Below are 25135 nucleotides of genomic sequence, written 5' to 3' on the forward strand. Positions count from 1 at the left end.
ATTTCACCGCGCGAATTATAAATCAATCATTTGGAATAATCAACGCCGTTATTCATTTCTCAAGCTATAATATAAGTGTAGGGCTTATCATCTTAAAATATGGTGGTTAAGCAGCTTTAATTAAATCTCGCCAAAGGAATTAATATGTCTGAAAAAACTCAACATACAGCAGCTAGTCTGCGCGAAAAAATGCTCAATCGCTATGGCGATGAGTTATACCATAAACACAACAAAAATCACCTCGCATATCGGCAACACTATAAATCACATCCCTGCAATCAGAACCAAGATAAAGACGAAGAATCCATGTTAAATGAGTCCACGGGGCTCTTAAGAGAATTTAAATTACGAAAAATGCGTAAACGACTGGATAAAGGTAGAATCCATTGATACAGTATATGTTATCCTCCCAGGTTAGCCACTTCCTGGATTGGACGCGCAGCTGATGGCCTGATTTTGTTCAGGCCATATTTATTCTGATCATCCTTTCATTTTGCTTGATAGGTAAAGTAGCGTAGTATTTTAACCACGCGCTCTACCCCACTGGTAAATCTCGCAATTTTAATCACTTTTTCAGCTTCATCTTGTTTTACATCCCCCATCAAATAGACAACGCGATCTGAAGTAACTACTTTAAATGCATTAGGATCTATTGAAGAATCAGCGAGTATCTGACTGCGAATTTTGGTGGTTATCCAACTGTCTTGTATGCTGTTTGATGCAATTGGGCTGATCTTTATTTCATTATATAATCGGCGATAACCCTTGATAGAGCTCAGCCGATGACGCAACTCATCAAACAGCTCTGCTGAAGGCACATGGCCCGCAAGTAATATATCGCCATTGAAGGCAGCAATATCAATAACACAGTCCTTGTTATTAAAAGTCCTGTTGACGGCTAGCACATTATTGATTTCCACCTGTAAATGATAGTCATTTAATTTTTTGTACGTATCATGTCGGTCATAAACGGCAGAAGCGCCAGTCCATAGGGTGCCAAGACAGCCAGACAAGCAGCCCGCCAAAATAAGAATGGGTACTATAAAACGTCCTTGTTTTTGCATTTTAGCGAATGTACTGGAAGATTTTAACGACTTTATTCACACCTTTAACCCGTCGTGCTACATCAACAGATAATGTTGCTTGCTCTGGAGAAACAATCCCCATTAAATAGACTACTCCATTTTCTGTTACTACGCGTATGGAACCAGACTCAAGTCCTTTTTTGGTTAACATATTGCTTCTAACCTGACTGGTTATCCAACTGTCTTTAGTGCGTTGAGTCATCGGTAAGGGATTATTGACAGTGACTTCGTCATAAACTCTTTTTACCCCAGGAGCACTCTGAGCTTTTTTCTCAGCTAACACGCGTAAGGAGGCAGTGGGCGTTTGACCAACAAGCAGCACCACGCGATTAAAACTGGTAACTAAAATTCGTGAATCTCTAAATTGCGGATCGGTTACAATGGATGTATGCGCCACATGAAATATTCGTGCGTCCGCTTCCAGAGTGGTGACACTACGCCGATCATATACCATTCCTGCAGCAGCTCCTGCAACAACAGCAACAACACAACTGGTTAATAAAGTACTTAGTAATACAACTGCTATAGATTTTAATTTAGAATGAATGTTCATTTTTTATCCCAAAACTTGACCAAACAAGGACTGATCAATTAAATCACAAAAACAATGTAATATGAACAAGTGCAACTCTCTTATTCGAGCAGCGCTGTCTGAGGCAACCCGCAACTCGATATCCTCTGGCCCTAAATGATTAGCGAGCACACCTCCGTCGCGTCCACTTAATGCAATAGTATCCATACCGCGCTCATTTGCTGCATGCAATGCATTCAACATACTGTCTGAATTACCTGAAGTAGTTAACAGAAGTAACACGTCTTGTTCTTGTCCTAAAGCTTGAATTTGTCGCGCAAACACTTGGCCATAATGATTTTCATTAGCAAAAGAACCTAAGCTTGTTACATCGGTACTTAAATTAAAAACCGGTAATGAAGGTCTTTCCACCTCAAAATGATTGAGCATGGAGCTGGCAAAATGCATGCAATTAGCACCAGATCCCCCGTTACCGCAAATCAGTATTTTACCATCGCTAAGCAAACAATTAACTAATCTCTGTCCCGCTTTGGCTATAGAATCTGACAACGCATCAGCGACTGCAATTTTTGTTTCAATATTAACCCCAAAAAGATAGCGTACCCTTTCTTCCATTTGAACCATTTGATAAACCTTATTGTTAATACTCTTTATTTAATCTTGACCCGCCCCACAGGCGTCAAGCTAAGACAATTTGATAATTGTCCTTCCCAAGCAGGCGGGAATCCATTCCTGTTTTAATACCATGCTAATGCAATAATAGATCCCCGCCTACGTGGGGATGACACCTTTTCATGCAACTTGTTTGTAGTTAAACAACAAAAATCCTTAGCCTAACGGATCTCAACCCAAACAGTGCATCCTCGCTTAACTCTTTGTTGGGCCAAGGGCCCAACCCACAATTATTAATGGCAACGCTCAAAGGGCCAGTGTCCTTCAATAGTTTGCTCCAAAAGCATCTTTTACCCAGGTGATAGTTCCTGACACCCCATCAATACTTACCACGTCGAAACGCAGTGGAAATTTATCCTGCAATTGATTTTTCATCATATAGTGTGATGTGGTTTTTATTATCTTTTGTCTTTTAGCATAGGTAATACTTGCCATTCCGCCGCCAAAGCTCATGCTCGTACGCGAGCGAACCTCTATAAAAACCAAATAACCTCTATCGCGCATGATTAAATCTATTTCACCTAAGCGGCAGCTATAATTGCGCGTCTCTAATTTAAGCCCTTTATCCGTTAGATATTTTAAAGCCTTTTCTTCGGCAGAACGTCCTGTTTGTTGAGTAATCAATTCCTTTCGTCCTCTAGAGTTTACCCTTATAAAATCTCTTTTTGCGGGCTAAAGCCATGGAGGTTAAACGGCGATCTAGGCCGTTTCACCCAGAGAATGTGCCAATCCCTGCCTAAACTGCCCCCATTCCAACACTCGAGCTACTTGCTGCGAAGGCTTTAGATACAGGGTCCCCGTAGTATCTCTGGAGCCATCTGCTGGAAATAATATTAATTGATTCAACTGAGTTGCTAAGGCGTAACTGTCCATACCTAATGCATACAACCGGTTATAACTATTAAGCTGTTCTGGCCAGTTTCTGCTTCCCATCTGATGAGCAAACACCCATGGAATATCACAAAAAATAATCCCGTCCAAATCTTTATCCTTTAAGGCATTTGCACTGCCACCATAAACACTGGAAGTAGCATATACCGGTACATCCCCAGCATAATAATATTTTAATAAAGGCATGATCTGCCTGGCTTTGGAAGGATAGGCCAGTAAAAAGATCATATCAAAATCCTGCCTGCGGCTCGTTGAGGATTGTAAGTTATAACCTAATAATTGTTTTAACTGTTTTTCTCGAGTCTGACTTTCGGTGATATGTAAAAAATCGCGCATTCTTTTATTCAAATCTTCGTTAGGGCCATATGAAAAAGTATCTACCACCTGGCCACCATTCGCTTGCCATTGATTAGTAAATACTTTAGTGACCTCACTACCCCAATCATTTTTAGGTGCAATGATCAACGCTCTTGTATAGCCCTTATTTCTCGCTCTAACAGCGACCTGAATTGCCTCATTAGCAGGAGAAAGGCCAAAGGAATAGGAGTTTTCCTGAGCGCTTACCTCAGAATCATTTAACAATAAAGTAGGAACAGGATGATTCATGGCAGCAACGGTTGCCACCTGACTTTTAGTTAAAGGACCAACAACGTAATCCGCTCCTTCGCTTATGGCTTGCTGATAAAGCGTGGCGACATCCCCTTTGTTCGTATCATACATTTTTACCTGGGTTGCTGAACTCGCCTTGTTATTGCCCGCCATAAAGCCTTCGCGGATTGCATTACCGGGACCAGACAAAGGACCACTCAACGGCAATAAAAGCGCCACTTGTTTTGGCTGGGCCAACATTTTATTAGCCATACTATCCAATGGATTAGGCAAAATATGATTTGCCGGATGATGACTAAAATGAGATTGCCATTGTTCTAAAGCTATCAGCAACGATTTAGGGTTATTGCGATGTTTTCGCGAAATCACCGCTAATTGTAACCAGCCTTGTAATTCAGATTGATTTGCAGCTTGCCCAGCCATAGTCTCAAGTTCAGCTTCCGGCAAATTAATCAAAGTTAACCAGAGAGTACGCCGGTTATTCATCTGACTTTCATTATCAACAAGCAGAGGTTCCAGTTTTATTCGTTCCGACACGGATTCAGCAGAGTTGCCGATAGCGCGGTAAGATTGGGCTAACAACTCATGAAATTGTATTTGATGATATACTGAAAGGCTGTCACTTTCATGAATACTTGCCAATTTAGCTAAAGCCACCTTCGGTCTATCACGCATTACATCAATTTTTGCCAATAATAGATTTTTTTCATTTGTTTGGGCGGGAGTTAAATCGTTAGTCTGTGCTAATATAGCGGAGCCTTGGCGCCATTGCCCTTCAGAGATTAAACGACCAGCGGCGAGCAGTAACAGATTCTGTTTTTGATTGCCCTCTTGCTTTCCAGCCATAGCTAAATAAGAAGCAGTAGGCAAGGAGTAGGGACTTACAATTTTTTTCTTGCTAACAACCACTACCGGCTCTGGTGAGTTGACCGCCTTAGTACACTGACAAAGTATAAAAGTCGATGCAAGTAAAAATAATACGCGGATTTTATATAATTTTATAAACATGTTAAGACGCCAAATACGCAATAACGCAAGAGGATAAACTATGACAAACTCACTAGCAACAGGCATAGGAACTCTCTATATAGTTGCAACCCCAATAGGGAATCGTGACGATATTACTTTAAGAGCCTTGAATATATTAAAGTCGGTGGATTTAATTCTGGCGGAAGATACTCGCCACTCCATTCAATTATTAACTTCTTTAGGAATAAAAAATAATTTAAGCGCTTTTCATGCTCATAATGAAGGGGATAAAAGTAAAAACTTCATAGAACAGCTCTTGGCAGGAAAATCAATAGCACTAATCAGCGATGCGGGAACCCCGTTAATTAGCGACCCGGGCTTCCCATTGGTAAAACTTGCTCGAGAACATGAAATTCCAGTGGTACCTGTTCCTGGACCTTGCGCTTTAATTACAGCGCTGAGCGCTGCAGGAGTTCCTTGTGATTCTTTTTTATTTTTAGGTTTTCTACCGGCAAAACAAAATGCCCGTAAAAACAAGCTGGAGACGCTAAGATCAGAGCCACATACCTTAATTTTTTATGAGTCCACTCATCGCATTATTGAATGCCTGAATGATTTGGAAGAGACCTACGGTCCAGGATGCGAACTTGTTTTAGCCAAAGAACTGACAAAAACTTTCGAGCGCTTTATTTCTGGAACAGTGCCTGAAGTAAAAAACTGGTTATTGGCAGAATCAGGCCATACCAAAGGCGAGTTTGTTTTAATTATTCCTCCGCGCCCGGACGCAGAAGAGAAGCACTCCAATGAGGAGTTACTTACCGTGCTACTAAAAGAACTGCCCCTGAAACAAGCCGTCTCCATAGCCTGTAAACTAACTAAAACCAACAAGAACGAACTTTATGAAACGGCACTGAAATTAAAGGGAGCTTAATACTGTTCATGACTTAAGACGATTGTAAATATAAATACATAGAGCCTTAAAGTAATAGGGTGCGAAAATAGGTTTTTATCTTTAGAGGCCCTATGTACGGAGACTTGTTCACGGCTCGTCAGAAAACCAATGGTCAACAACCGCTGTTATTTACGACTTTTTGCCTTTAGCCTTCGTTCATTCAAGGCAAAGGGCACAATGCCGATGAGAATCCCGCCTAATCCGACCAGATTGGTCACCCAATCAAATGTTGGGATACTGTAAAGAGCAATAAATATCAAAAAGCAAGAACTCAAGGTAGGCCAAATAATATAACCTAATAGCTCCGCCGTACTCTTCCAAAGAAGACGATAATACCAAGCACAGGCGAAACCAGTCAGGCTGTAATAAAAAGCCACCTGGAATCCTATGGCATCCACTGAATCTTTCATAAGAATATGAACGGTAGGGGAATACGAGGACAAAAATAAAAAAATCATCCCAAAACCCCAAATCACCAGGGTAGCTACCCAAGGGGAGTTTTTGGTTTGATGCAATAAGGCATACCTCGGGTGCATTACCTCATCTCGGCCCTGGGCAAATAAAGTTCTGGTAAATTGAAGAATGGTTGTTTCCAAAGTACCTATAGAGCTTAAAACAACACTGAGAACAGCCAAATAACTCCATGGCTTGGGAAAAATTTTATTAGCAATAGCAAAAATAACGTTAGTTTCTGACTTTAGTATCTCTTGATCACTGAGAACCAGAAGTGCTGTAACAATAAAGGCCTCAAACAGCAGAATAATGAGAATCACCGACCAAAAAGCACCCCAACCAGGAGCGTGCACTGCATTTTTTGTTTCTTCATTTAAATTAAGGGTAACATCCCAACCCCAGTACAAAAAAACGGCGGTCAAAGCACCTGTCGCAAAGGTAGTAGGAGTAAAACCTGTTATAGAAAACCAGGAAAAAGAGAATTGATGGGCGGGTTGCTTTGCAAATTGAATTATCCCACCAACAATGATCGCTACTAAAATAATCACTTCAATACCGGTCATCAACACTTGAAGATAACTGGCTGGTTTAATTCCTTTAAAAGCAATGGCGGAAATTAAAGTAAGCCAAAGCGCAGCAACAGACGTAATCACCACCAGGCTATCTAACTCTTGAGGCGCAATCAGCAGCAAAGTGGCGGTTGCCGCAGGAATCGATCCCGAAACCATAAAAACAGCCGAAGAGACCAAAAGCGCCCAGCCGGCAAAAAAACCAAGATGACGACCAAAAATCGCACTTACCCAAGCATAAGAAGCGCCCGCGTTAACTTTTAGTTTATTTAAATGGATAAAAGACAGGGTAATGCCAAACATAATGATCCCACAATACAATACACTGGCTGGAGCCATGGTATGAATTGAAGCAACAAGTGCTACGACCGCAGCAGAAATACTAAAAGCAGGGGCTGCACCGGCCACACCCATGATAATAGATTCACCTATACTTAATGAATTTGCAGCCAACTCGCGGTCTTTATGCATGAGAGCTTTTCCTAAGAGGGGATTTTCATTACAACTCCATGTACTGACGAATTCATTAATTCTAAGTACTTCTTTTATAATACGAATTAGTGTCTTGAAGTGCAATGCATGTAAATCATAGTTTTGAGGCCTATACTAATCTAGCGGGCGATGCAAACTGCATCATTGTAGGAAGTTTTTTTTTAAAATCAGTGAAGTATTTTTCACTTTGAGTTTAATTTTACCATAGAAATTTAATGCTCTTTTTTATACACTGTCTAATACACTGTTCATAATTTATTCTTGATTTGGAGATTACAATGAAACACCGTTTAAAAACTATTAGTTTCGTTTGCTCCGCTTTATTTTTGTCCCCCTTAAATGCTGGAGCTTTAGGGCAGGTCACTATGACTAATCCGACCATGGGAAGTCAAACAGTGATTTATGAGCAAATTGATGGGTATGCCATTGCAGAGGGCGATATTATTCTGGGTAAAATTGCTACTCTAAACCGGCAAGGCGCGGTTATTACTCCCATGCTTGGAGGGTCGCGTTGGCCTGGCGGGATAGTACCTTATGAAATTGCAGAAGATTTACCCTTTGCGAATAAATTTTCTATTTACCAGGCTATGGAACATTGGCGCAAAAACAGCAAAATAGAGTTTGTTGAATTAACCACAAAAAATCGCCCGGAATATCGCGATTATGTTTCTTTTATTCGGGCTGAGGGTACCATCTGTGCCTCATTTGTTGGGCGACAAGGTGGCAAACAAATTATTGATTTATCGCCGCGCTGCACGACTATGAATACAGTACATGAAATAGGTCATGCTTTAGGTATGTGGCATGAACAGTCGAGAGCTGACAGGGACTATTATGTCCGTATTGCCTGGGAAAATATTGAGGAAGATCATAAGTACAACTTTAACCAGCATTTAACTGATGGCAAAGATTATGGTGATTACGATTATCAATCCATTATGCATTATGGCCCCTATGCTTTTTCTAAAAATGGCAAAAAAACCATTACTCCTGTGGTTGAGGGAATAGAGATAGGACAAAGAAATCACTTAAGTGAAAGAGACATTGCGGCCATTAATTCCATGTATCCGGAAAGATAGAACACTTTTGACCCTCTCTAAAAGAAAGGGTCAATGCTTCTGAAACTAGAATGCAGGACTTGGCAATAAGTGAGCATCCTCTCTCTCTTCCTGAGGGCCGGCTAAAGCAAGTTGCTTTATAGCCTTACTTTCAGAATGTTGATCATAAGCGTGATACAACTCATAGCCTACATACATCGCAGTTAAAACCACGGCTGCAGGCCAACAGACAGCAAAAGTTGTAATCAAAACCAAAGGCATTACTGTATTTTTGATCATGGTAAAAATAAAGTCATTTCGCGCCGCTTCAAATTCCTTCTGAGCCACAGGAAGATTTTTACCAGTCAATTGGGCTTGTTCCAGATACAGGCTTTTTTCCTGATACTTAGAATAAGCTCCAGCTGAAAGATACATGGCAACTGCTATCGTACAAACAAAATAACAACCCACAACCATCACAGCTGGACTAACTAACATAGAAGCAGTAAATCCTAACATCAATAAAGCGGCTGCTGCTGCAACAAAATAAAACGTTGCTTCCTTAGTCCGCCAATTAATTTCCAGAGCCATTAGTTGCTGATCGAGCATCTCAATATGAATCCGTCTTTGCTCATCGCTCATTTTTTTAAAACGTTCAGGATTATTATATTCATCCCGTTCTTCTATATATTGAGCTTTTTTAGTTAAATATTCCTGTTTCGCCAAATTGCATTTGTATAAAGCCATCCCCACGTCAAAAACTAAAAATGCAGAGGTAAGATAGCCCGCAACAGGACCGGAAATGTGGACAAGCTGGTTAAAATTAGTTAAAAAATTAACTGTAGCCCAGACCAAGTCATTTGCAAAATTACAATGCCTTTTATAAAGCTCATGCTTAAAACGATCAAGGCGCGTGGTTGCCTCTGGAACATGATCCGTTTGGGCGGTAATTATTTTTCTTACTTCTTCTGCGCTCAAGCGAATCGAGGGATTCTCATTTAACTTAGCTAATAAATCCCCTTTTAATTTATTTTTGTCTTTTAAGGTCAGTCTCTCTGCTTTTCCACTTTTAGGGATATAATAAAGTTCTACTCCTGTACCGTCTTCATCCGGAACCATGATATAGCTATTTCTATAAGCCTCTATACTAGCGGCGCCTGGCAGATCATCTAATTGGTTAACTTCACAACTATTATTAGCCCCTTCTTCTAACTCTGTAGGACAAAAGGTATGTTTTAGCAGCATCCCACCATCAATCATAAAACGCATCAGGAAAAATCCAACACTAAAATAATTAATGATGAAGGTAGGGGCCTGAAGAGTTCCAATGATCTTATCTACATCAGTATGGGTTCCTAAAAGCGCATCCAGTTTATCAATCAGTTTAAGATCTCGTGCTACAGAGAACCCTTGTGTTAAGGTCAATCGACAAAAAGTCCAATAAATACGGCAAAGATTGGAGTAGGCCACATAATCTCTAATTTGAGATACATGAAAAGGTGAGCTCACTAAATTACGAAACCCTTCCAGGAAAGAATCCTGCAGTGATTGAATAAAGCTCTTCTCAACTTCGCTATTTTCTTTATCATGATTTAAATGATTTTTTATTTGCTGTTTAATTTTTTTGTATTTATTTGCGTTACCGGGTTGAGAATACGCCGTGTAAAATGCTTCTAAAAGGGAGGCGCAATAGTAACAATAAAGCCAAAAGATCTCTTTGTTTTCATCATCTTGCTGTTGCAAGATAGCAAACATTTGAGTGAATTCGGTTTCGAGTGCATTTTGATTTTGTAGCAAAAAGGTATATCCAATATTCTGAACTCGTTTGTCAATTGTATTGATCTGAGTGTCCAGATTACCTACGGAAGGAAATTGAGAAAAAAACTGGTGTTTGTCTCTCCGAAAAGCTGCATTTTGACTCGAATAAACCATAATCACAACTCACAAAAAATATACAGGAAGTTTTACTTCTAATACGTTACCACTTGGGTTTGCATTTGACAAGCCTTTTTGTATTGTTTTTTTACACATTGATTTTGAGAGCACAACATGAGTTTTCACTCTTTTTTTGATTTATTTATGAACGGTCATCCCGAGCACAATGAAGGATTTCCTTGCTATGACTTGAGTCTTCGTCATAGGGAGATCTTTCGCTTCGCTCTGGATGACGTGTGAGGAGGTAACTACTTACCAATGCAAAAACTGGAAAAAATTTTCCCTAATAAATCATCAGAAGTAAATTCACCCGTTATTTCGCATAAAACCTGATGTGCCAAACGCAAATCTTCAGCTAGTAATTCACCCGCGCGATGCTCTGCTAATTGACGTTGTCCGGTGAGTAATAATTCTTTAGCTTCATCTAAAGCATTAAGATGGCGTCTGCGCGCTAAAAAATGTCCTTCATTGGGTTGGTATCCTACTACTTGTTTGATAATTTTTTTAAGGCCATCTATTCCTTCCCCTGATTTTGCTGACAAAGATACAGCCAGATCATTTACCTGAGGAGAAGATCCTAAAGTATCAATTTTATTGAATACACTAATAATAGGAATATTTCTTGGTAGCACCGAACGTAATTCATCGGTTACCAATTGATGTTCTTCTGGATTATTCACATCGACTACCAGCAAAACACAATCTGCTTGCTTTAATTCTTGCCAGGCTCGTTTGATGCCTTCTTTTTCCACCAAGTCATCACTATCTCGAAGTCCAGCAGTGTCAATGATATGAACCGGAATTTCGTCTAGCAAAATATGCTCACGCATTACATCACGGGTAGTACCAGCGACCTCCGTTACTATAGCCACATCTTTGCCGGCCAGACAATTGATTAGAGTTGATTTGCCAGCATTCGGTCTTCCTGCAATGACTAAAGATAAGCCTTCACGCAAAATGACTCCCTGATTTGCCTCACTACGGATTATTTCGAGATTGTCGAGGATGGACTGGAGTAAACGAGCTACTTTACCGTCATTTAAGAAATCGATTTCCTCCTCAGGAAAATCAATTGCCGCTTCGACATATAAGCGTAAATAAATGAGCTCTTCGTTTAACTGATTAATTTTTTTTGAAAAATCACCTTGTAAGGTGCGAAAAGCCATACGTGCAGCAGTTTGTGAGCTGGCCTGAATTAAATCAGCAATTGCCTCGGCTTGAGTTAGATCTATTTTGTCGTTAAGAAAGGCCCGTTCGGAAAACTCACCAGGCCTTGCCAGTCGAGCACCTAATACCACTGATTCTTTGGTCAGTATATCAAGAACTACTGGTGAACCATGCGCTTGAATTTCAATAACATCTTCGCCAGTAAAAGAATTTGGCGCCTTAAAATAAAGCATTAGCCCTTGATCAACCAATTCCTTGTCACCTTTATAAAAGGAACAATAACTGGCTAAGCGGGGTTGCAGTGTTTTATTACCATTTAGTTGGAGGGCAATAGAATAAGCTTTGGGGCCTGACAATCGGATGATGCCTACCCCACCTCTTCCAGGCGGGGTCGCTATGGCTACTATAGTATCTGTTGACATTTATTTTGCAGTAGCTGTAATTTTTTTAGTGGTTTTTTCATCAGAATACTTTCTTGTGATATACCATTGTTGCAATATAGACAATGTATTATTCACTATCCAATACAATACTAGACCTGATGGGAAATTCCAGAACAATCCAGTAAATAATATTGGTAAAAACATCATTACTTTGGCTTGCATTGGATCCGGCGGTGCAGGGTTCAGTTTTTGCTGAATAAGCATGGTCGCACCCATAATAAGAGGGAGCACATGATAAGGATCTGGAGATGCTAAGTCCTTAATCCAGAAAATAAATGGAGCTTGTCTTAATTCAACACTTTCTAATAAAACCCAATACAAGGCAATAAATACTGGGATTTGAATCAATATCGGCAAGCAACCACCCAAAGGATTAACCTTTTCCTGCTTATATAGTTCCATGGTTGCCTGACTGATTTTTGCCTTGTCATCTCCATAACGTTCACGCAATGCTTGCAATTTAGGTTGCAGCTTTCTCATGCCAGCCATGGATTTATAACTTGTCGCTGATAATCGATAAAAGGCCAGCTTGATCAAAACGGTAACTAAAACAATAGACCAACCCCAGTTACCTACAAAATTATAAATGGCCTTCATTAATGAAAACAATAAAGAAGAGACGAACCATAAAATTCCGTAATCAACAGTTAAATCTAAAGATGGCGCTATACTTTTCAGTACACTGGTAATTTCCGGACCTACATAAAGTTTGGAACTTACCTCTTTTTGCTCGTCAGGTTTAATAGAAATGGGGTGGCTTACGGCACCAATAGTATAATCGCCATTAACTGCACGAGTATAAAATTTATTATCACTGTCTGAATTGGGAATCCATGCACTTAAGAAATAGTGTTGCTGCATGGCTATCCAGCCACCTTTAGCGTCAACGTCCAAATTAGTTTTGCCCATATCACTAAAACTGACTTTTTGATATCGGTGTTTACCAGGATTTGAAAATGAAGCACCGGTATATGAACCAACATGAAAAATAGATGACTTGTCTTCTTTAGGAGAACTACGTAATAACTGCGTATTTAAATAACCTTTCCATTCCTGGGTACTGTTATTTACAATTTTATAATTCACCTGGATTAAATAACTGCCTTTAGTAAAGATAAATTCCTTTTTAACAGCCAATCCATCTTCAGTTTTACCATCAAGCGTTACTATTAATTGATTTTGCTCTGGATTTAATTCATAGGAATGCTGTTTCGTGGTAAATCCAAAATCAAGAGACTGAACCGTCTGCCCAGTAGATACAAAAATACTGCTATTAGCCACATAACGTTCGTTAGGCTGATTTTGTAAAAGGGGAAAAGGTTTATTTTTATCTTCTACACTTAAAGGATAATCGAGCAATGCCCCTGAAACAATATCACCTTGCTTTAAGTCGATATTGACATCCAAAACATCAGTTTTGACCTGAATTAATTGGGAGGGGGTTGTTGAATTAATTACCGATTGCTCAGTAGAAGGAGTTAAATTAGTTTGTTTCGTGTCGACAGGGGCGACTTGAGGTAACAAATGTCCATCGGCATTTACCGGATTGTTTGCTTCTTCTGCTATAGGTGGTTTGGCGGGATAATCAATTTGCCAAGCGTTCCAAAGAGATAAACCAACCAGCGCAAGCGCCATATATAATATAATACGTCTTATATCCATCAAAGCTTCTCATCGTTAGGGAGTACGGGATCATAACCACCACGCGACCACGGATGGCAACGTAATAATCTTTTACAGGCCATCCATATCCCTTTGGCTACACCATGTTGTTTAATAGCACTAATAGCATACTGTGAACAACTAGGGTAAAAGCGACAGCATGGTTTAATCAAAGGGCTAATCAAATATTGATATAATCTTATGGGCAAGCATACTATTTTTTGTATTAGGATGTTAATTTTTCCCATGTTTTGCTCAACTTGGTATTGATGCCTGAACTCGTTTGTTTCGCAACACCTTGCCTGGCCAAAAAAATCACATCTACTGCAGGTAATCGCGTCTGGCGAAAACTTTCCCTTAGCAGTCGTTTAATACGATTCCTGTCATGGGCTTTAGCTATCATTTTTTTTGATAACGCCAGCCCAAGACGAGCATAACCTAAATCATTTTCGCGATACAGAATAATAAATTCATTGGTTATAATTTTTTTTGCTTGCTCAAACACATGGTCATAATCGACTTTTTTTAATAAACGTTGTGTTTTTTTAAAAGCAAACACTTAAGCTGATAAACGCTTACGGCCTTTAGCACGACGACGTTTAATAACTAATCTGCCAGCTCGAGTAGCCATACGTTCACGAAAACCATGATCGCGTTTGCGTTTTAGATTACTTGGTTGAAAGGTGCGTTTCATGATGAACCTGTTTATATATTTATGAGGCTGGCAATGATAGAGAACTTTCGTTGTACTGTCAATTTAGAAAGTTGATTATTTTTTGAGTAAGTTTTGCCTTTGTTCGTTTCGCTAATAATAATTAATTTATTAAATTATTTATTTTGTGTTTATTATAAGCTTTGATTTTTCTGTTGATAGTTTAATATTTTGTAATTTAATCAATTAGTTACTGTGTTTTTATGTTGTATAAAACTCCTGTATTTTTATTATTTAGTCTGTGTGTAACTGCAATACTAATTATACCTATCCAATTTATACACTATATATATAGGGTATAAAACATCTTCTTATTCACATCTTTTGCTTCATTTGACAGGAGTTGTTCTTGATAATTTTAGTAAATAAGAATCATTCCTTGTTTTTAAGAAATGAGTAATTTGCTTGAAGAGAGTAATTGACCGAGTTTTGCTCGTGGTTGAGTGGGGTTATTTCTTCTTGTTTGTGTGCCCTTAATAATATTAAAAATATATATATTTTAAAAAGATACTTTTATTATTATGCAGGCTAATATCTGTTGATAATTTAAATTTTGTGATTATTATCAAGTAGTTAATTAATATTTTATAGTGTTTATAAGTTGACGTTTACCTTGTAGTTTATTTGTTTATATCCTTACTCTTAATCTCTACCCCATGGTTATATCCATCTTATCCTATGAGTTATTGGGTATTTATCCATAAGTAATTTTATTCACCATGCATTTATTATTGTCATTAGTTGGAGTGTCTTTTTATTGCTATTAGCAGCAAATTAACTTATTTATTTTATTTTTTTTTGTGGATAACTTTGCCTTTTATTTCAGGCTGGGTATAATTCACTACATTAATACGTTTATTAATATACATTCTGTTTTAATTTTATAAGTTTTATATCAATTTTTTGATCCTTAAATTTATTCTTTTTAATTATCTTGCTGTGTAGGTACTTTCAGTGGCAATATTTATAGCCGTGGATAATTAGTTTTAACATTCTTTTTACCACCCTTATTTAGTGAGGAGTTATGTTGTGTCAACAACTGTTTGGCAAAAATGTTTAGGTTTATTGCAAGATGAATATTCTGCTCAGCAATTCAACACCTGGTTGCGACCTTTACAAGCTCATACTGAGGAGCAGCGGTTAGTTTTGCTTGCCCCAAATCGCTTCGTTGTCGATTGGGTAAAAAAACATTTTTTTACACGTATTGAAGAATTAATTAATCAATTTTGTGGTGACGATATCAAATCAGTTTCCATTGAAATTGGTAGTAAGTCTATTGAGCCGGCTGTAGCCCCTATTGATACTTCTTCTACTTCTACCCCTGAAGGTGCTGCGGCAAAAGTGGTGTCTAAAAAGGCTGTAGATTATAAAAGCAGTCACCTGAATAAAAAATTCGTTTTTGACAGTTTTGTTGAAGGAAATTCTAACCAGTTAGCTCGTGCTGCTTCGATGCAAGTAGCAGAGCGTCCAGGCGATGCTTATAATCCTTTATTTATCTATGGCGGTGTAGGTTTAGGCAAAACTCACCTGATGCATGCTATTGGTAATAATATTCTCAAGAATAACCCTGAAGCTAAGGTATTGTATTTACATTCAGAGCGTTTCGTTGCCGATATGGTTAAAGCGTTGCAAACGAACTCCATTAATGAGTTTAAACGTTTTTATCGCTCTTTGAATGCGTTACTCATTGATGATATTCAATTTTTTGCTGGTAAAGATCGATCTCAAGAAGAGTTTTTTCATACGTTTAATGCTTTGTTAGAAGGGCAGCAACAGATTATTTTAACCAGTGATCGCTATCCTAAAGAAATTGAGGGAATGGAAGAACGACTTAAGTCCCGGTTTGGTTGGGGATTAACCGTTGCGGTAGAGCCTCCTGAATTGGAAACACGCGTTGCTATATTAATTAGTAAAGCAGAACAATCTAATATTGAATTGCCTTATGAGGTCGCTTTCTTTATTGCTAAGCGTATCCGTTCTAATGTGAGGGAGCTCGAAGGTGCTTTACGTCGTGTTATTGCTAATGCCCACTTTACGGGTAAGCCAATTACTATTGAATTTGTTCATGAAGCTTTGCGTGATCTTCTTGCTTTACAAGATAAATTAGTCACTATAGAAAATATTCAAAAAACTGTTGCAGAGTATTACAAAGTTAAAGTGGCGGATTTACTTTCTAAACGTCGTAGTCGTTCTATTGCAAGGCCGCGACAAATGGCGATGGCTTTAAGTAAAGAGTTAACCAATCATAGTTTACCTGAAATTGGCGATCATTTTGGTGGCCGAGATCACACTACTGTTATTCATGCCTGCAGAAAGGTTAAGGAATTGGTACAGGATGACAGTGATTTTGCCGAAGATTATAAAAATTTAATGAGAATTTTATCTTCTTGATAAGGAGTCTATCTTGTTTGAGTTTGCTATAAAGAAGGAAGATCTGCTGACTCCTTTACTAACCGTTGCAGGGGCTGTAGATAAAAAACAATCCTTGGCCATATTATCTCATTTTTTGTTGAAGTTATCTGATGGATTATTATTTATTACCGCTACTGATTTAGAAATAGAAATTTCTGCTCAGGTAGTTTGTCAGTCAAATAATTCTGCGGAAACTATTACTGTTCCAGCTAAAAAATTTATCGATATCATTCGTTCCCTTGATGAGAATGCTACCCCTAATATTGTGTTTGATAGCGGGATCTTAACTATTAAACAAGGTCGTAGTTCTTTTAAATTGACAACTTTGCCTGCTGAAAACTATCCATCCAGTGAAGATGAGTGTAATGATGTTGAGTTAACTATTCCTCGTTTGGTGCTATTACAATTACTGCAGTCCACCCACTTTGCAATGTCGCAACAGGATGTCCGGGTTTTTCTCAATGGTTTATTTCTAGAGTTTGAACCTAATCTCATTTCAGCTGTTGCTACTGATGGGCACAGAATGGCTATTAGTCGCTACTCTTGTTCTAATGTTAGTCATAGCAAGCTCTTACTCCCTAAAAAAGGGGTACAGGAGTTGTTGCGACTCTTAAATTGTATTAATGATGAACATGTTTTGCTTGCTGCTGGCAAATCACATGTGAAATTAATTGCGAGTCAGTTTGTTTTCTTATCTAAGTTAATCGAAGCTCGTTTTCCTCCTTACAACAAGGCCATACCTAGAGAGCAAGATAAACACATCATTATAGATTGTGCCGCTTTGAAACGTTCTTTAGCTCGTATTGTTATTTTGGCTCATGAAAAATCTAAGGCGGTCATGCTTCATTTGCAACCCGCTCAGTTAACACTGATTGCGCATAATAATGAACAGGAAGAGGCTGTGGAATCTTTAGTTGCTGAAACACAGGGTGATGAATTAAAAATAGGATTGAATGCAACCTATTTACTTGATGTTTTAACTCACTTGGGAGAAGGGCAGATTCGCCTGTCTATGTCGAACACAGACAGCAGTATTTTAATTGAATCCTTACAAAATGATTCTTATCAATACATTATCATGCCTATGAAAATATGATTTTAACGGATTTTAAAATTCATCATTTGCGTAATATTTCCTCCGCACATTTAGTTCTTAACTCCAGATTTACTTTTATTATTGGGCCTAATGGTAGTGGTAAAACCTCTATCCTTGAAGCCCTTTATCTGCTGAGCTGCGGACATTCTTTTCGTTCTCGCGAAATTTCTCCTATTATAACTCACGGTCAATCCGCACTAACTGTGTTTGCTCGCGCTGCAAATCACGATACCGTCAGTATTCAGAAGTCTTGTTGCGAGCCTACTCAAATCAAATTAAATAACCAGTTTTGCACCACTACGAGTCAACTGGCTTATGCATTACCGTGTCAAATTTTTTATTCTGACATCTTCCAGATTATAGATGCAGGCCCTTCAGTGCGTCGAAGTGTGCTGGATTGGGGATTGTTTCACGTGAAACCTAATTATCTCGCTTTGTGGAAAGAATATAAAAAAGTACTCAAGCACCGTAATGCCTTACTAAAAAAACATGCCCCCTACGCCTACTTTATTCCCTGGGATCAACAGTTAAGCTGCCTAGCCAATCAACTCGATGAATTGCGGCAGGACTATTTTGAGTTGTGGAAAAATAGATTTTATCACGTTCTTCAGCAATTGACTGACAGTGTTTGCAGTATTGACTATTTTAAAGGCTGGGATAAAAAGAAAACAGGAAAGTCATTAGAGCAGGTTCTTGCGGAACATTTTAATAGCGATAACCAAAAGTTGTATACACAGTATGGGGCACACCAAGCTGATATCTTTATAGAAAGTAATGACATTAAGGCAAAACAAGTATTGTCGCGAGGACAGCAAAAAATTATTTTGATTGCCTTAAAATTGGCGCAGGGCGAATTACTGAATCAACAATGCTTGTATTTATTTGATGATTTAGTCTCTGAATTGGATGATGATCATCAACATAAACTACTTGATTATCTGGCTAGTCAACCAGGGCAATATGTTATCACTTCGGTTAATAAGATGGATTTTATCGCTCAGTTGCCCAATGAACACGTGTCATCTTATGCTATTCACAATGGATCTATTGTAGCTAATACCCCTGAATAATGTTTCACGTGAAACAAATCCTGGAAATCTACTCTTCTTCAGCCCTAAGGTGATCCTCGTGCCAACGATAGAGCAAGATACCGTTGGGATATCTTCGTCAAGCTAAGACGTATTATCGCAGTTCTCAGCTTTTCTTGTATTGGTGTAGAGGCTTCTAGTCTGCGTAATCGCTCCCCCCGTACGCACGGTATATAGTGCATGCTATTTTATAACAGGAAAAATAGTTTACTTGATGACTTTAGCTTATGTCACAATCTCCGAACTATTATATTTGATTCGGTAGATACCTATATATTCGCGAGAAATGTTTCACGTGGAACAAATCATGGATATTATCCAACCTCCAGTGTTAAACGGCTCTCATGAATGAGCGGTTGGGGAGCAGAAATAAATATAAATAAGCTAAAAGTCAGAGTCAAATAAATATAAAAACGCTCGATACTTGGTGTTTTAGGTTAAACATAGAGCAAAGGATGTTTTTTATAGTCACGGCAGCTGAAGGGGGATGAGAAAACTCTGGCATAGAATTTATATTTCAAGCTTCAGTCCCGCGAGTTTGTTGAGATGGAACTAACGACAGAAGGGATTTATTTTAAGTTCAATACAGAAAGAGCAAAGTTCCTCAGGAAGATATAAACCCTGTGCAAATGGTGCTATAATGACGGCATTTGAAAATGCCACAATATGGTAAAAGAGGTCCCTAATGAGCGTTGACGCCAGTTATGATTCAAATAATATTAAAGTCCTAAAGGGTTTAGATGCAGTAAGAAAAAGACCAGGTATGTATATAGGAGATACCGATGATGGAACAGGGCTTCATCATATGGTATTTGAAGTCGTTGATAACTCTATTGACGAAGCTTTAGCGGGTCATTGCAAAGAAATATTTGTAACCATCCATACCGATGAGTCTATTACCGTTAAAGACGATGGCCGCGGAATTCCAGTTGATATTCATAAAGAAGAAGGCCGTTCTGCTGCAGAAGTAATTATGACTATCTTGCATGCTGGCGGTAAATTCGATGATAACTCCTATAAAGTATCTGGTGGTCTTCATGGAGTAGGTGTTTCTGTGGTTAATGCCTTATCTGAAGAACTGCATTTATTAGTACGTCGCCATGGAAAGATACATGAGCAACATTATCGTCATGGCGTTCCTGATGCTCCTATAGCAGAAACGGGTGATGCGACAAATACTGGTACTCAAATCTGGTTTAAACCAAGTGCTGAAACGTTCACCAACATCGAATTTCATTACGACATATTAGCTAAGCGTCTAAGAGAATTATCCTATCTTAATTCAGGGGTGTGCATTCATTTATATGATGAGCGTACTCAACGTCAGGATACCTTTCATTACGAAGGGGGGATTAAAGCGTTTGTAGAGCATTTAAATAAAAACAAGACTCCAATTTTCCCTCTTGTATTCTCGATGAATGCTGAAAAGGAGGGGATTGTAGTCGAGTTGTCCATGCAGTGGAACGATTCTTACCAGGAAACCATCTTTTGCTTTACCAATAATATACCGCAACGTGATGGCGGAACGCATATGGCAGGGTTCAGGGCGGCATTAACCAGGACTTTGAATAATTACATAGAAAATGAAGGTTATGCCAAGAAAGCGAAAGTATCTCCGACTGGAGATGATGCACGCGAAGGATTAACGGCCGTTCTGTCTGTTAAAGTACCTGATCCAAAGTTTTCCTCTCAAACAAAAGATAAACTGGTATCTTCCGAAGTAAAATCAGCAGTTGAATCCAGTGTTGCAGAAAAATTCAATGATTTTCTAATGGAAAATCCCGCTGCAGCCAAAGCGATTGTAGCCAAAATTATTGATGCAGCAAGAGCAAGAGAGGCAGCCCGTCGCGCTCGAGAAATGACGCGAAGAAAAGGCGCTCTGGATATCGCTGGTTTGCCAGGAAAGTTAGCAGATTGCCAAGAAAAAGATCCCGCTTTATCTGAACTGTATTTAGTTGAGGGTGATTCGGCAGGCGGTTCAGCAAAACAAGGCCGAGACCGCAAGTTCCAGGCCATTTTACCGCTCAAGGGCAAGATATTGAACGTTGAAAAAGCGCGGTTTGATAAAATGCTCTCCTCTCAGGAGGTCGCTACTCTTATTACTGCTTTAGGTTGTGGCATTGGTCCTGATGAATATGATCCCGACAAAGTACGTTACCACCGCATCATCATCATGACCGACGCTGACGTCGACGGTTCACATATTAGAACGTTACTATTAACCTTTTTCTACAGACAGACACCTGAACTGGTAGAAAGAGGCTATATTTATATCGCTCAACCGCCACTATATAAAGTCAAACGTGGAAAACAAGAACAATATGTTAAAGATGATGAAGCCTTATTTGACTACTTAACCCAAAGTGCATTAGACGGTGCAGCGTTTTATCCTGCTCAGGATGCACCGGCAATTACCGCGATGGCGTTAGAAGAATTAGTGCAGCAATTTAGACGAGTTGAGAAAATTATTAAACGCTACAAACGAAGATATCCCCTTGATATTTTGAAGCGAGTTGCCTATCTCCCCGTATTACAGAACGATGATTTTAATCAAGAAGAAAAAATTACCAGTTGGTGTAAGCAATTGCATTTAAGTTTGCAACAAGTGGGCAGTAAAACGGAACAATATAGAGTCGACGTGCAGGAACTTCCTGACAGCAATTTATTTATTCCGCGAATAATAGTCACTCAACATGGAATGGATAACTATATTCCTATGAGTGCAGAGTTTTTTTATTCTAAGGATTATAAAGAAATGGTTGGTTTGGGTTCTAAATTGGCAAGTCTTGTCGAAGAAGGCGCATACATCAAACGGGCTGATAAAGTCCTGCCGGTTGAAAACTTTGAACAAGCATTAGATTGGCTAATGGATGAAGCTAAAAAAGGACAAGCCATTCAACGTTATAAAGGTCTTGGTGAAATGAATCCTGAGCAGTTATGGGAAACTACCATGGATCCTGCAGTAAGGAGAATGTTGCAAGTAACCATTGAAGATGCTGTTGCTGCTGATGCAATATTTACTACTCTAATGGGAGACAATGTAGAGCCTAGAAGGGAGTTTATTGAGTCCAATGCCTTAGATGCGGAAAATATAGACATATAAAGGTCTGTTGAAAAATGAAGCCCGTAATTGGAATAGTCCAGCGGGCTTTATCTTACATTATGACGGCAAGTCATTTTAATGATTATATGGTCAGATACTCCATTGAAGTGGATAATTAGAATCCAGAGCATTTTCTCTTTTATCGAGATTTTCCTCTTTACACGCAAGGCATACTCCACAAATACATTTTGCTGTTCGACTGATTGCTAATGGGCTGTCGCCAACTACGACACCTAAAGATGTACTCATCAGACAAGAGACTGGAAGAAAGCAAGAGATCAGAATTCCACCAACTATCCCAAACACACAACAACAGCCCGTAGCAATTTTTTCTTCATCAGTAATACAGGAAAGGTATTTACTGTTGGATGGTGCAGAGAGTTCTATTAGGGTTTCTTTTTGCTCCTGAAGGGCTTGTCTTTTGACCTTTATTTCTTCTATCTCTTTATTTCGGGCCTGCTTCTGTTGTGTATAGTTTGCATTGGCATCAAGGAACTGGGCAAAAGTGCCCTCGAATTCCTGGTTGCAGATCTTGAACCGTATTGGCTTGGGCAGGATATGAATCATTTCATAAAAGTCGGAATTAGTCATTCCTAATTTAGCGAGAGAGCGAGCATCAAGAAAAAGAAGGAGGTATAGCGTTACGTCTTTTGGGACAGGACCAAAAGCGCCCATATCGAGCTTTCTTTCAAGATGCGTTTTATCTTTTTTAAAAAACACAAATGCACCTGTATGGATTAAATTGGAATTAAGAATCACCTTGAAGTAGATGATATATCTCATTGGGAGAGGAGCAATATTTATTATTATCACTAAGGGCCATTATTTTACACTATTAGGTTTGACTGTTTATCGATCACTCTTCAAAGAGCTTTAATTAAGTTGAAGACACTTAATAATATCTTAAGCAAAGCACTATAAAATTAAGCAACTTGCATTTTATATAATAACTGAAAGGGATAAAATGACAAACTGCTAATTAAGGCTTTCCCGGTATAAAAAGTAATTTTTAGTGGCCCCCAGCGCACTGTTCTTAACCAACCACTCTCTTCCTAGATACTTTCGCACCAAAGACTTTAGTGCTATGGACTAAATTTTGAGTGATTATATTTTACAACATGTATTGACGAGCAAGTGTTTAAATATCATAATTTGTGATTAAATTGATGACAATTAATTCAAATTTTGTGAACCAAAGAGTATATTTAATTTTAGAGAACTAACTATGACAAGAAAAAAAAGTGATATTCAACAAGCGTTTAGCCAGGCTAAAAATGTAAGAAACCAAATGTTTAAGTCATTGAACAGTTGTGCGTCCTATAAGAGTTTTAAGCAATTTTTGGAGAAGCATGATTTATATAAACAGACTGGTTCTGCCTATACTCTCTATCCAGGTTTGAATATAGACCAAAGAACTGCTATCGACCAATTAGATAAGAACATTGAAGATCTGATACCTATTAAAAGAGCGTTGTTGGGGAAAAATGCGAGATTAGAAGTCATTAGCTTATTGCGTGAATGTAATTCCTATAGTGAGTTTGATCAGATTTTTGAACAACTGAAAGATAACATGAGCTACTCATTTCATGAGGATACGGAACTAGAGTGTGTCGCATTAGATAAAGAGATTAATGAGCTGATATCTGGCATAACGTCAAGACTAGCGAAACAAGCCAGAGAAATAATTCTTAGTTCATTGCGTCAGTGTAACGATTATAGTGAATTCCAGAAGATTCTAGAGCAAGATGAAAAAAATAAGATTTATTCATTTCATTCTGGTTTGCCAGAAGATAAAGAATTATTAGAGAAATTAGATCAAGAGATTTTGCAGTTAATAAAAGCTAAAAAGCAAGAATTAGTACCTCTTGTTCATATCTATACTGATTTTGATGGCACGATAACAGCGGCTGTAGGTAAAAGAGCAGTATTTTCACCATTTTTTCAATCTTTATTGGTGGGGGACAAGGAAGGAGTGGCGCAAGATTACAAAAATACTCCTATGAAAACGCCGGAAGAGGTTCAGTCTTTATTTGAAGCAAAATTTGGAAAGTATGATGAGCATTTCGATCACAATCAGGAAGATGTTCAATTGCTAATGAGTCCAAAAGCTGTGGCATTTTTTCACCAGGTATTAAAAAGCTCTAATGTTAGAGTCAGTATCGTTACCAGAAATCGACGTGATTACATTGAAGCTATGTTACGTTATCAAGGCTTTACTGAGCTGGAGATAGCTCAATTTAACATCATGGATACAGGGTATAAGTACAATGATGTTTACCAGCATCTAAACTCACAAGAGGAAAAACCCAACTTACTATTCATTCTTGATGATGATGGTGGTGATTGTTATCAAATGGTAGGGGCTGCACGAGTTCTTAACTATACAAAAAGTCAGCTTATTGAAAAAAATGAAGATCCAGGAGCATTTGCCTGGGACACTTACCCAGAACTCTTTCTCATTCAACAGAAAGAAGTTCCGTCCGTACAATTAGACAAAAAAGAAGCACCGTTCCCTGAAGAAGAGCAATTAAGCAAAGAAGCATCATTGCCTGAAGAAGAACAATTAAGCAAAGAAGCACTATTGCCTGAAGAAGAACAATTAAGTAAAGAAGCACTATTGTCTAAAGAAACACTGTTGCGTAAAGAGGAGCAATTACGCCAAGAAGCGCAGTTGCGTTCAGCACAAAAAATAATAGGCAAAATAGATGAGGCTTTGGGTACTCTTAAAAATAATATTGGCGAAGTAAATCAACACCATTTTCCCGCAGCCGTTGAAGAAGCAAATGCTTTACTATCCGCCTTAGAGACTGCTACAGCACTATATAGTGCCGCTCTGGTATCAGGTATTAATATAAGAAATGCCGAGATCGAATTTAAAAGGTCCTGCGAAGGCGCTATAAACGATGCCAGGACCGTATTGAGCAGAGATTTAGGCTGGGGTGACTATCTCACTAATCTTTTGAAAGCAATAGCCAATATGGTTATTTCGGTCTTTACAGCAAATCCTCACGCTTTATTTAAACCAGCTCCTTCTTTATCCCTGGAGGCTGTTGAGGCTGCAGCAGCTAGTTTAGAGATTGAGCGTAATTCATTGCAAGCAAGTAGTGCGGTTTATTAAGATGCTCATGCAAACTCAGATAGTTTGATAGTCCCATATCGAATAATATGAGTTTGCAATTTCTTTTCACCCTTTGCACGGCACTTTATTTGCAACTGTTCTCGGCATGTAAATTCCGTCGCTGCGAGCCTTGGCGAA

The 25135-nt window shown here is 38.7% G+C and carries 21 protein-coding genes; 8 read left to right on the forward strand and 13 right to left on the reverse strand.

The features are described from left to right. Positions 1-144: 144 nt before the first annotated feature. On the forward strand, positions 145-390 hold the full coding sequence (locus tag LOX96_RS03280; protein WP_250422232.1) for a hypothetical protein: 246 nt from the start codon (positions 145-147) through the stop codon (positions 388-390). A 98-nt stretch (positions 391-488) separates the two neighbouring features. Here the strand turns inward: LOX96_RS03280 and LOX96_RS03285 are convergent, their stop codons facing one another. From LOX96_RS03285 to LOX96_RS03305, 5 genes are all read right to left on the reverse strand, one after another. Then, positions 489-1064 carry a BON domain-containing protein gene (locus LOX96_RS03285; protein WP_250422233.1) on the reverse strand — a complete coding sequence of 192 codons (576 nt, stop codon included), beginning with the start codon at positions 1062-1064 and terminating at the stop codon, positions 489-491. 1 nt (position 1065) lies between these two features. Further along, positions 1066-1638, reverse strand: a complete 573-nt coding sequence (locus LOX96_RS03290) for a BON domain-containing protein (RefSeq protein WP_250422234.1) — start codon at positions 1636-1638, stop codon at positions 1066-1068. Positions 1639-1641: 3 nt separating this feature from the next. Next, positions 1642-2241: a D-sedoheptulose-7-phosphate isomerase gene (locus LOX96_RS03295; RefSeq protein ID WP_250422235.1), complete on the reverse strand. Its 600-nt coding sequence runs from the start codon at positions 2239-2241 to the stop codon at positions 1642-1644. A 312-nt stretch (positions 2242-2553) separates the two neighbouring features. Then, positions 2554-2910, reverse strand: a complete 357-nt coding sequence (locus LOX96_RS03300) for a YraN family protein (protein ID WP_250422339.1) — start codon at positions 2908-2910, stop codon at positions 2554-2556. A gap of 78 nt (positions 2911-2988) precedes the next feature. Next, positions 2989-4797: a penicillin-binding protein activator gene (locus LOX96_RS03305; RefSeq protein ID WP_250456348.1), complete on the reverse strand. Its 1809-nt coding sequence runs from the start codon at positions 4795-4797 to the stop codon at positions 2989-2991. Positions 4798-4837: 40 nt separating this feature from the next. On the opposite strand from LOX96_RS03305, the gene rsmI reads away from it, so the two are divergent. Continuing rightward, positions 4838-5689: a 16S rRNA (cytidine(1402)-2'-O)-methyltransferase gene (gene rsmI / locus LOX96_RS03310; RefSeq protein ID WP_250422237.1), complete on the forward strand. Its 852-nt coding sequence runs from the start codon at positions 4838-4840 to the stop codon at positions 5687-5689. Positions 5690-5835: 146 nt separating this feature from the next. Here rsmI and LOX96_RS03315 read toward each other — a convergent pair whose 3' ends face one another. Next, complete coding sequence (locus LOX96_RS03315) at positions 5836-7203, reverse strand: APC family permease (protein ID WP_250422238.1); 1368 nt, start codon at positions 7201-7203, stop codon at positions 5836-5838. A 299-nt stretch (positions 7204-7502) separates the two neighbouring features. On the opposite strand from LOX96_RS03315, the gene legP reads away from it, so the two are divergent. Continuing rightward, a complete protein-coding gene (gene legP, locus LOX96_RS03320) occupies positions 7503-8303 on the forward strand; it encodes a Dot/Icm T4SS effector Zinc-dependent metalloprotease LegP (protein ID WP_284498289.1) in 801 nt (266 codons plus the stop codon). Positions 8304-8348: 45 nt separating this feature from the next. On the opposite strand, the gene LOX96_RS03325 is transcribed toward legP, so the two are convergent. The 6 genes from LOX96_RS03325 to rpmH form a co-directional block, all read right to left on the reverse strand. Next, entirely contained in the window at positions 8349-10193 is a 1845-nt protein-coding gene (locus LOX96_RS03325) for a hypothetical protein (RefSeq protein ID WP_250422239.1), read from the reverse strand. A 251-nt stretch (positions 10194-10444) separates the two neighbouring features. Further along, positions 10445-11785, reverse strand: a complete 1341-nt coding sequence (gene mnmE / locus LOX96_RS03330; protein ID WP_250422240.1) for a tRNA uridine-5-carboxymethylaminomethyl(34) synthesis GTPase MnmE — start codon at positions 11783-11785, stop codon at positions 10445-10447. Continuing rightward, a complete protein-coding gene (gene yidC, locus LOX96_RS03335; RefSeq protein WP_250422241.1) occupies positions 11786-13468 on the reverse strand; it encodes a membrane protein insertase YidC in 1683 nt (560 codons plus the stop codon). After that, positions 13468-13716, reverse strand: a complete 249-nt coding sequence (gene yidD, locus LOX96_RS03340) for a membrane protein insertion efficiency factor YidD (RefSeq protein WP_250422243.1) — start codon at positions 13714-13716, stop codon at positions 13468-13470. The genes yidC and yidD overlap by 1 nt, the downstream gene beginning before the upstream one ends. Next, positions 13695-14027 carry a ribonuclease P protein component gene (rnpA, locus tag LOX96_RS03345; protein ID WP_250422244.1) on the reverse strand — a complete coding sequence of 111 codons (333 nt, stop codon included), beginning with the start codon at positions 14025-14027 and terminating at the stop codon, positions 13695-13697. Before rnpA ends, yidD begins: the two co-directional genes overlap by 22 nt. Then, positions 14028-14162: a 50S ribosomal protein L34 gene (gene rpmH / locus LOX96_RS03350; RefSeq protein WP_006869475.1), complete on the reverse strand. Its 135-nt coding sequence runs from the start codon at positions 14160-14162 to the stop codon at positions 14028-14030. Between the two features lie 1047 nt (positions 14163-15209). On the opposite strand from rpmH, the gene dnaA reads away from it, so the two are divergent. The 4 genes from dnaA to gyrB all read left to right on the forward strand — a co-directional run bounded on the left by dnaA (position 15210) and on the right by gyrB (position 21879). After that, positions 15210-16571 carry a chromosomal replication initiator protein DnaA gene (gene dnaA / locus LOX96_RS03355; protein ID WP_250422246.1) on the forward strand — a complete coding sequence of 454 codons (1362 nt, stop codon included), beginning with the start codon at positions 15210-15212 and terminating at the stop codon, positions 16569-16571. Positions 16572-16584: 13 nt separating this feature from the next. Beyond that, complete coding sequence (gene dnaN, locus LOX96_RS03360; protein ID WP_250422248.1) at positions 16585-17688, forward strand: DNA polymerase III subunit beta; 1104 nt, start codon at positions 16585-16587, stop codon at positions 17686-17688. Continuing rightward, positions 17685-18758, forward strand: a complete 1074-nt coding sequence (gene recF / locus LOX96_RS03365; protein ID WP_250422251.1) for a DNA replication/repair protein RecF — start codon at positions 17685-17687, stop codon at positions 18756-18758. Before dnaN ends, recF begins: the two co-directional genes overlap by 4 nt. Before the next feature lie 703 nt (positions 18759-19461). Beyond that, positions 19462-21879 carry a DNA topoisomerase (ATP-hydrolyzing) subunit B gene (gyrB, locus tag LOX96_RS03370; protein ID WP_250422253.1) on the forward strand — a complete coding sequence of 806 codons (2418 nt, stop codon included), beginning with the start codon at positions 19462-19464 and terminating at the stop codon, positions 21877-21879. Between the two features lie 90 nt (positions 21880-21969). On the opposite strand, the gene LOX96_RS03375 is transcribed toward gyrB, so the two are convergent. Further along, positions 21970-22599 (reverse strand): hypothetical protein, encoded by a 630-nt coding sequence (locus LOX96_RS03375; protein WP_250422255.1) that lies wholly within the window; start codon positions 22597-22599, stop codon positions 21970-21972. Between the two features lie 505 nt (positions 22600-23104). Here LOX96_RS03375 and LOX96_RS03380 point away from each other — a divergent pair. Continuing rightward, on the forward strand, positions 23105-24997 hold the full coding sequence (locus tag LOX96_RS03380; RefSeq protein WP_250422258.1) for a hypothetical protein: 1893 nt from the start codon (positions 23105-23107) through the stop codon (positions 24995-24997). The last annotated feature ends 138 nt before the right edge of the window (positions 24998-25135 follow it).

It is taken from the genome of Legionella maioricensis (assembly GCF_023618015.1).
Taxonomy (GTDB): Bacteria; Pseudomonadota; Gammaproteobacteria; order Legionellales; family Legionellaceae; genus Legionella; species Legionella maioricensis.

What these genes read in the sequence shown, in the direction of transcription:
- LOX96_RS03315 (WP_250422238.1), bottom strand. Translation starts at nt 7,203, where the DNA reads ATGCATAAAGACCGCGAGTTGGCTGCAAATTCATTAAGTATAGGTGAA.
- LOX96_RS03285 (WP_250422233.1), bottom strand. Translation starts at nt 1,064, where the DNA reads ATGCAAAAACAAGGACGTTTTATAGTACCCATTCTTATTTTGGCGGGC.
- mnmE (WP_250422240.1), bottom strand. Translation starts at nt 11,785, where the DNA reads ATGTCAACAGATACTATAGTAGCCATAGCGACCCCGCCTGGAAGAGGT.
- gyrB (WP_250422253.1), top strand. Translation starts at nt 19,462, where the DNA reads ATGAGCGTTGACGCCAGTTATGATTCAAATAATATTAAAGTCCTAAAG.
- LOX96_RS03280 (WP_250422232.1), top strand. Translation starts at nt 145, where the DNA reads ATGTCTGAAAAAACTCAACATACAGCAGCTAGTCTGCGCGAAAAAATG.
- LOX96_RS03305 (WP_250456348.1), bottom strand. Translation starts at nt 4,797, where the DNA reads ATGTTTATAAAATTATATAAAATCCGCGTATTATTTTTACTTGCATCG.
- LOX96_RS03325 (WP_250422239.1), bottom strand. Translation starts at nt 10,193, where the DNA reads ATGGTTTATTCGAGTCAAAATGCAGCTTTTCGGAGAGACAAACACCAG.
- recF (WP_250422251.1), top strand. Translation starts at nt 17,685, where the DNA reads ATGATTTTAACGGATTTTAAAATTCATCATTTGCGTAATATTTCCTCC.
- LOX96_RS03290 (WP_250422234.1), bottom strand. Translation starts at nt 1,638, where the DNA reads ATGAACATTCATTCTAAATTAAAATCTATAGCAGTTGTATTACTAAGT.
- rsmI (WP_250422237.1), top strand. Translation starts at nt 4,838, where the DNA reads ATGACAAACTCACTAGCAACAGGCATAGGAACTCTCTATATAGTTGCA.
- legP (WP_284498289.1), top strand. Translation starts at nt 7,503, where the DNA reads ATGAAACACCGTTTAAAAACTATTAGTTTCGTTTGCTCCGCTTTATTT.
- LOX96_RS03380 (WP_250422258.1), top strand. Translation starts at nt 23,105, where the DNA reads ATGACAAGAAAAAAAAGTGATATTCAACAAGCGTTTAGCCAGGCTAAA.
- yidD (WP_250422243.1), bottom strand. Translation starts at nt 13,716, where the DNA reads ATGGGAAAAATTAACATCCTAATACAAAAAATAGTATGCTTGCCCATA.
- rpmH (WP_006869475.1), bottom strand. Translation starts at nt 14,162, where the DNA reads ATGAAACGCACCTTTCAACCAAGTAATCTAAAACGCAAACGCGATCAT.
- yidC (WP_250422241.1), bottom strand. Translation starts at nt 13,468, where the DNA reads ATGGATATAAGACGTATTATATTATATATGGCGCTTGCGCTGGTTGGT.
- LOX96_RS03295 (WP_250422235.1), bottom strand. Translation starts at nt 2,241, where the DNA reads ATGGTTCAAATGGAAGAAAGGGTACGCTATCTTTTTGGGGTTAATATT.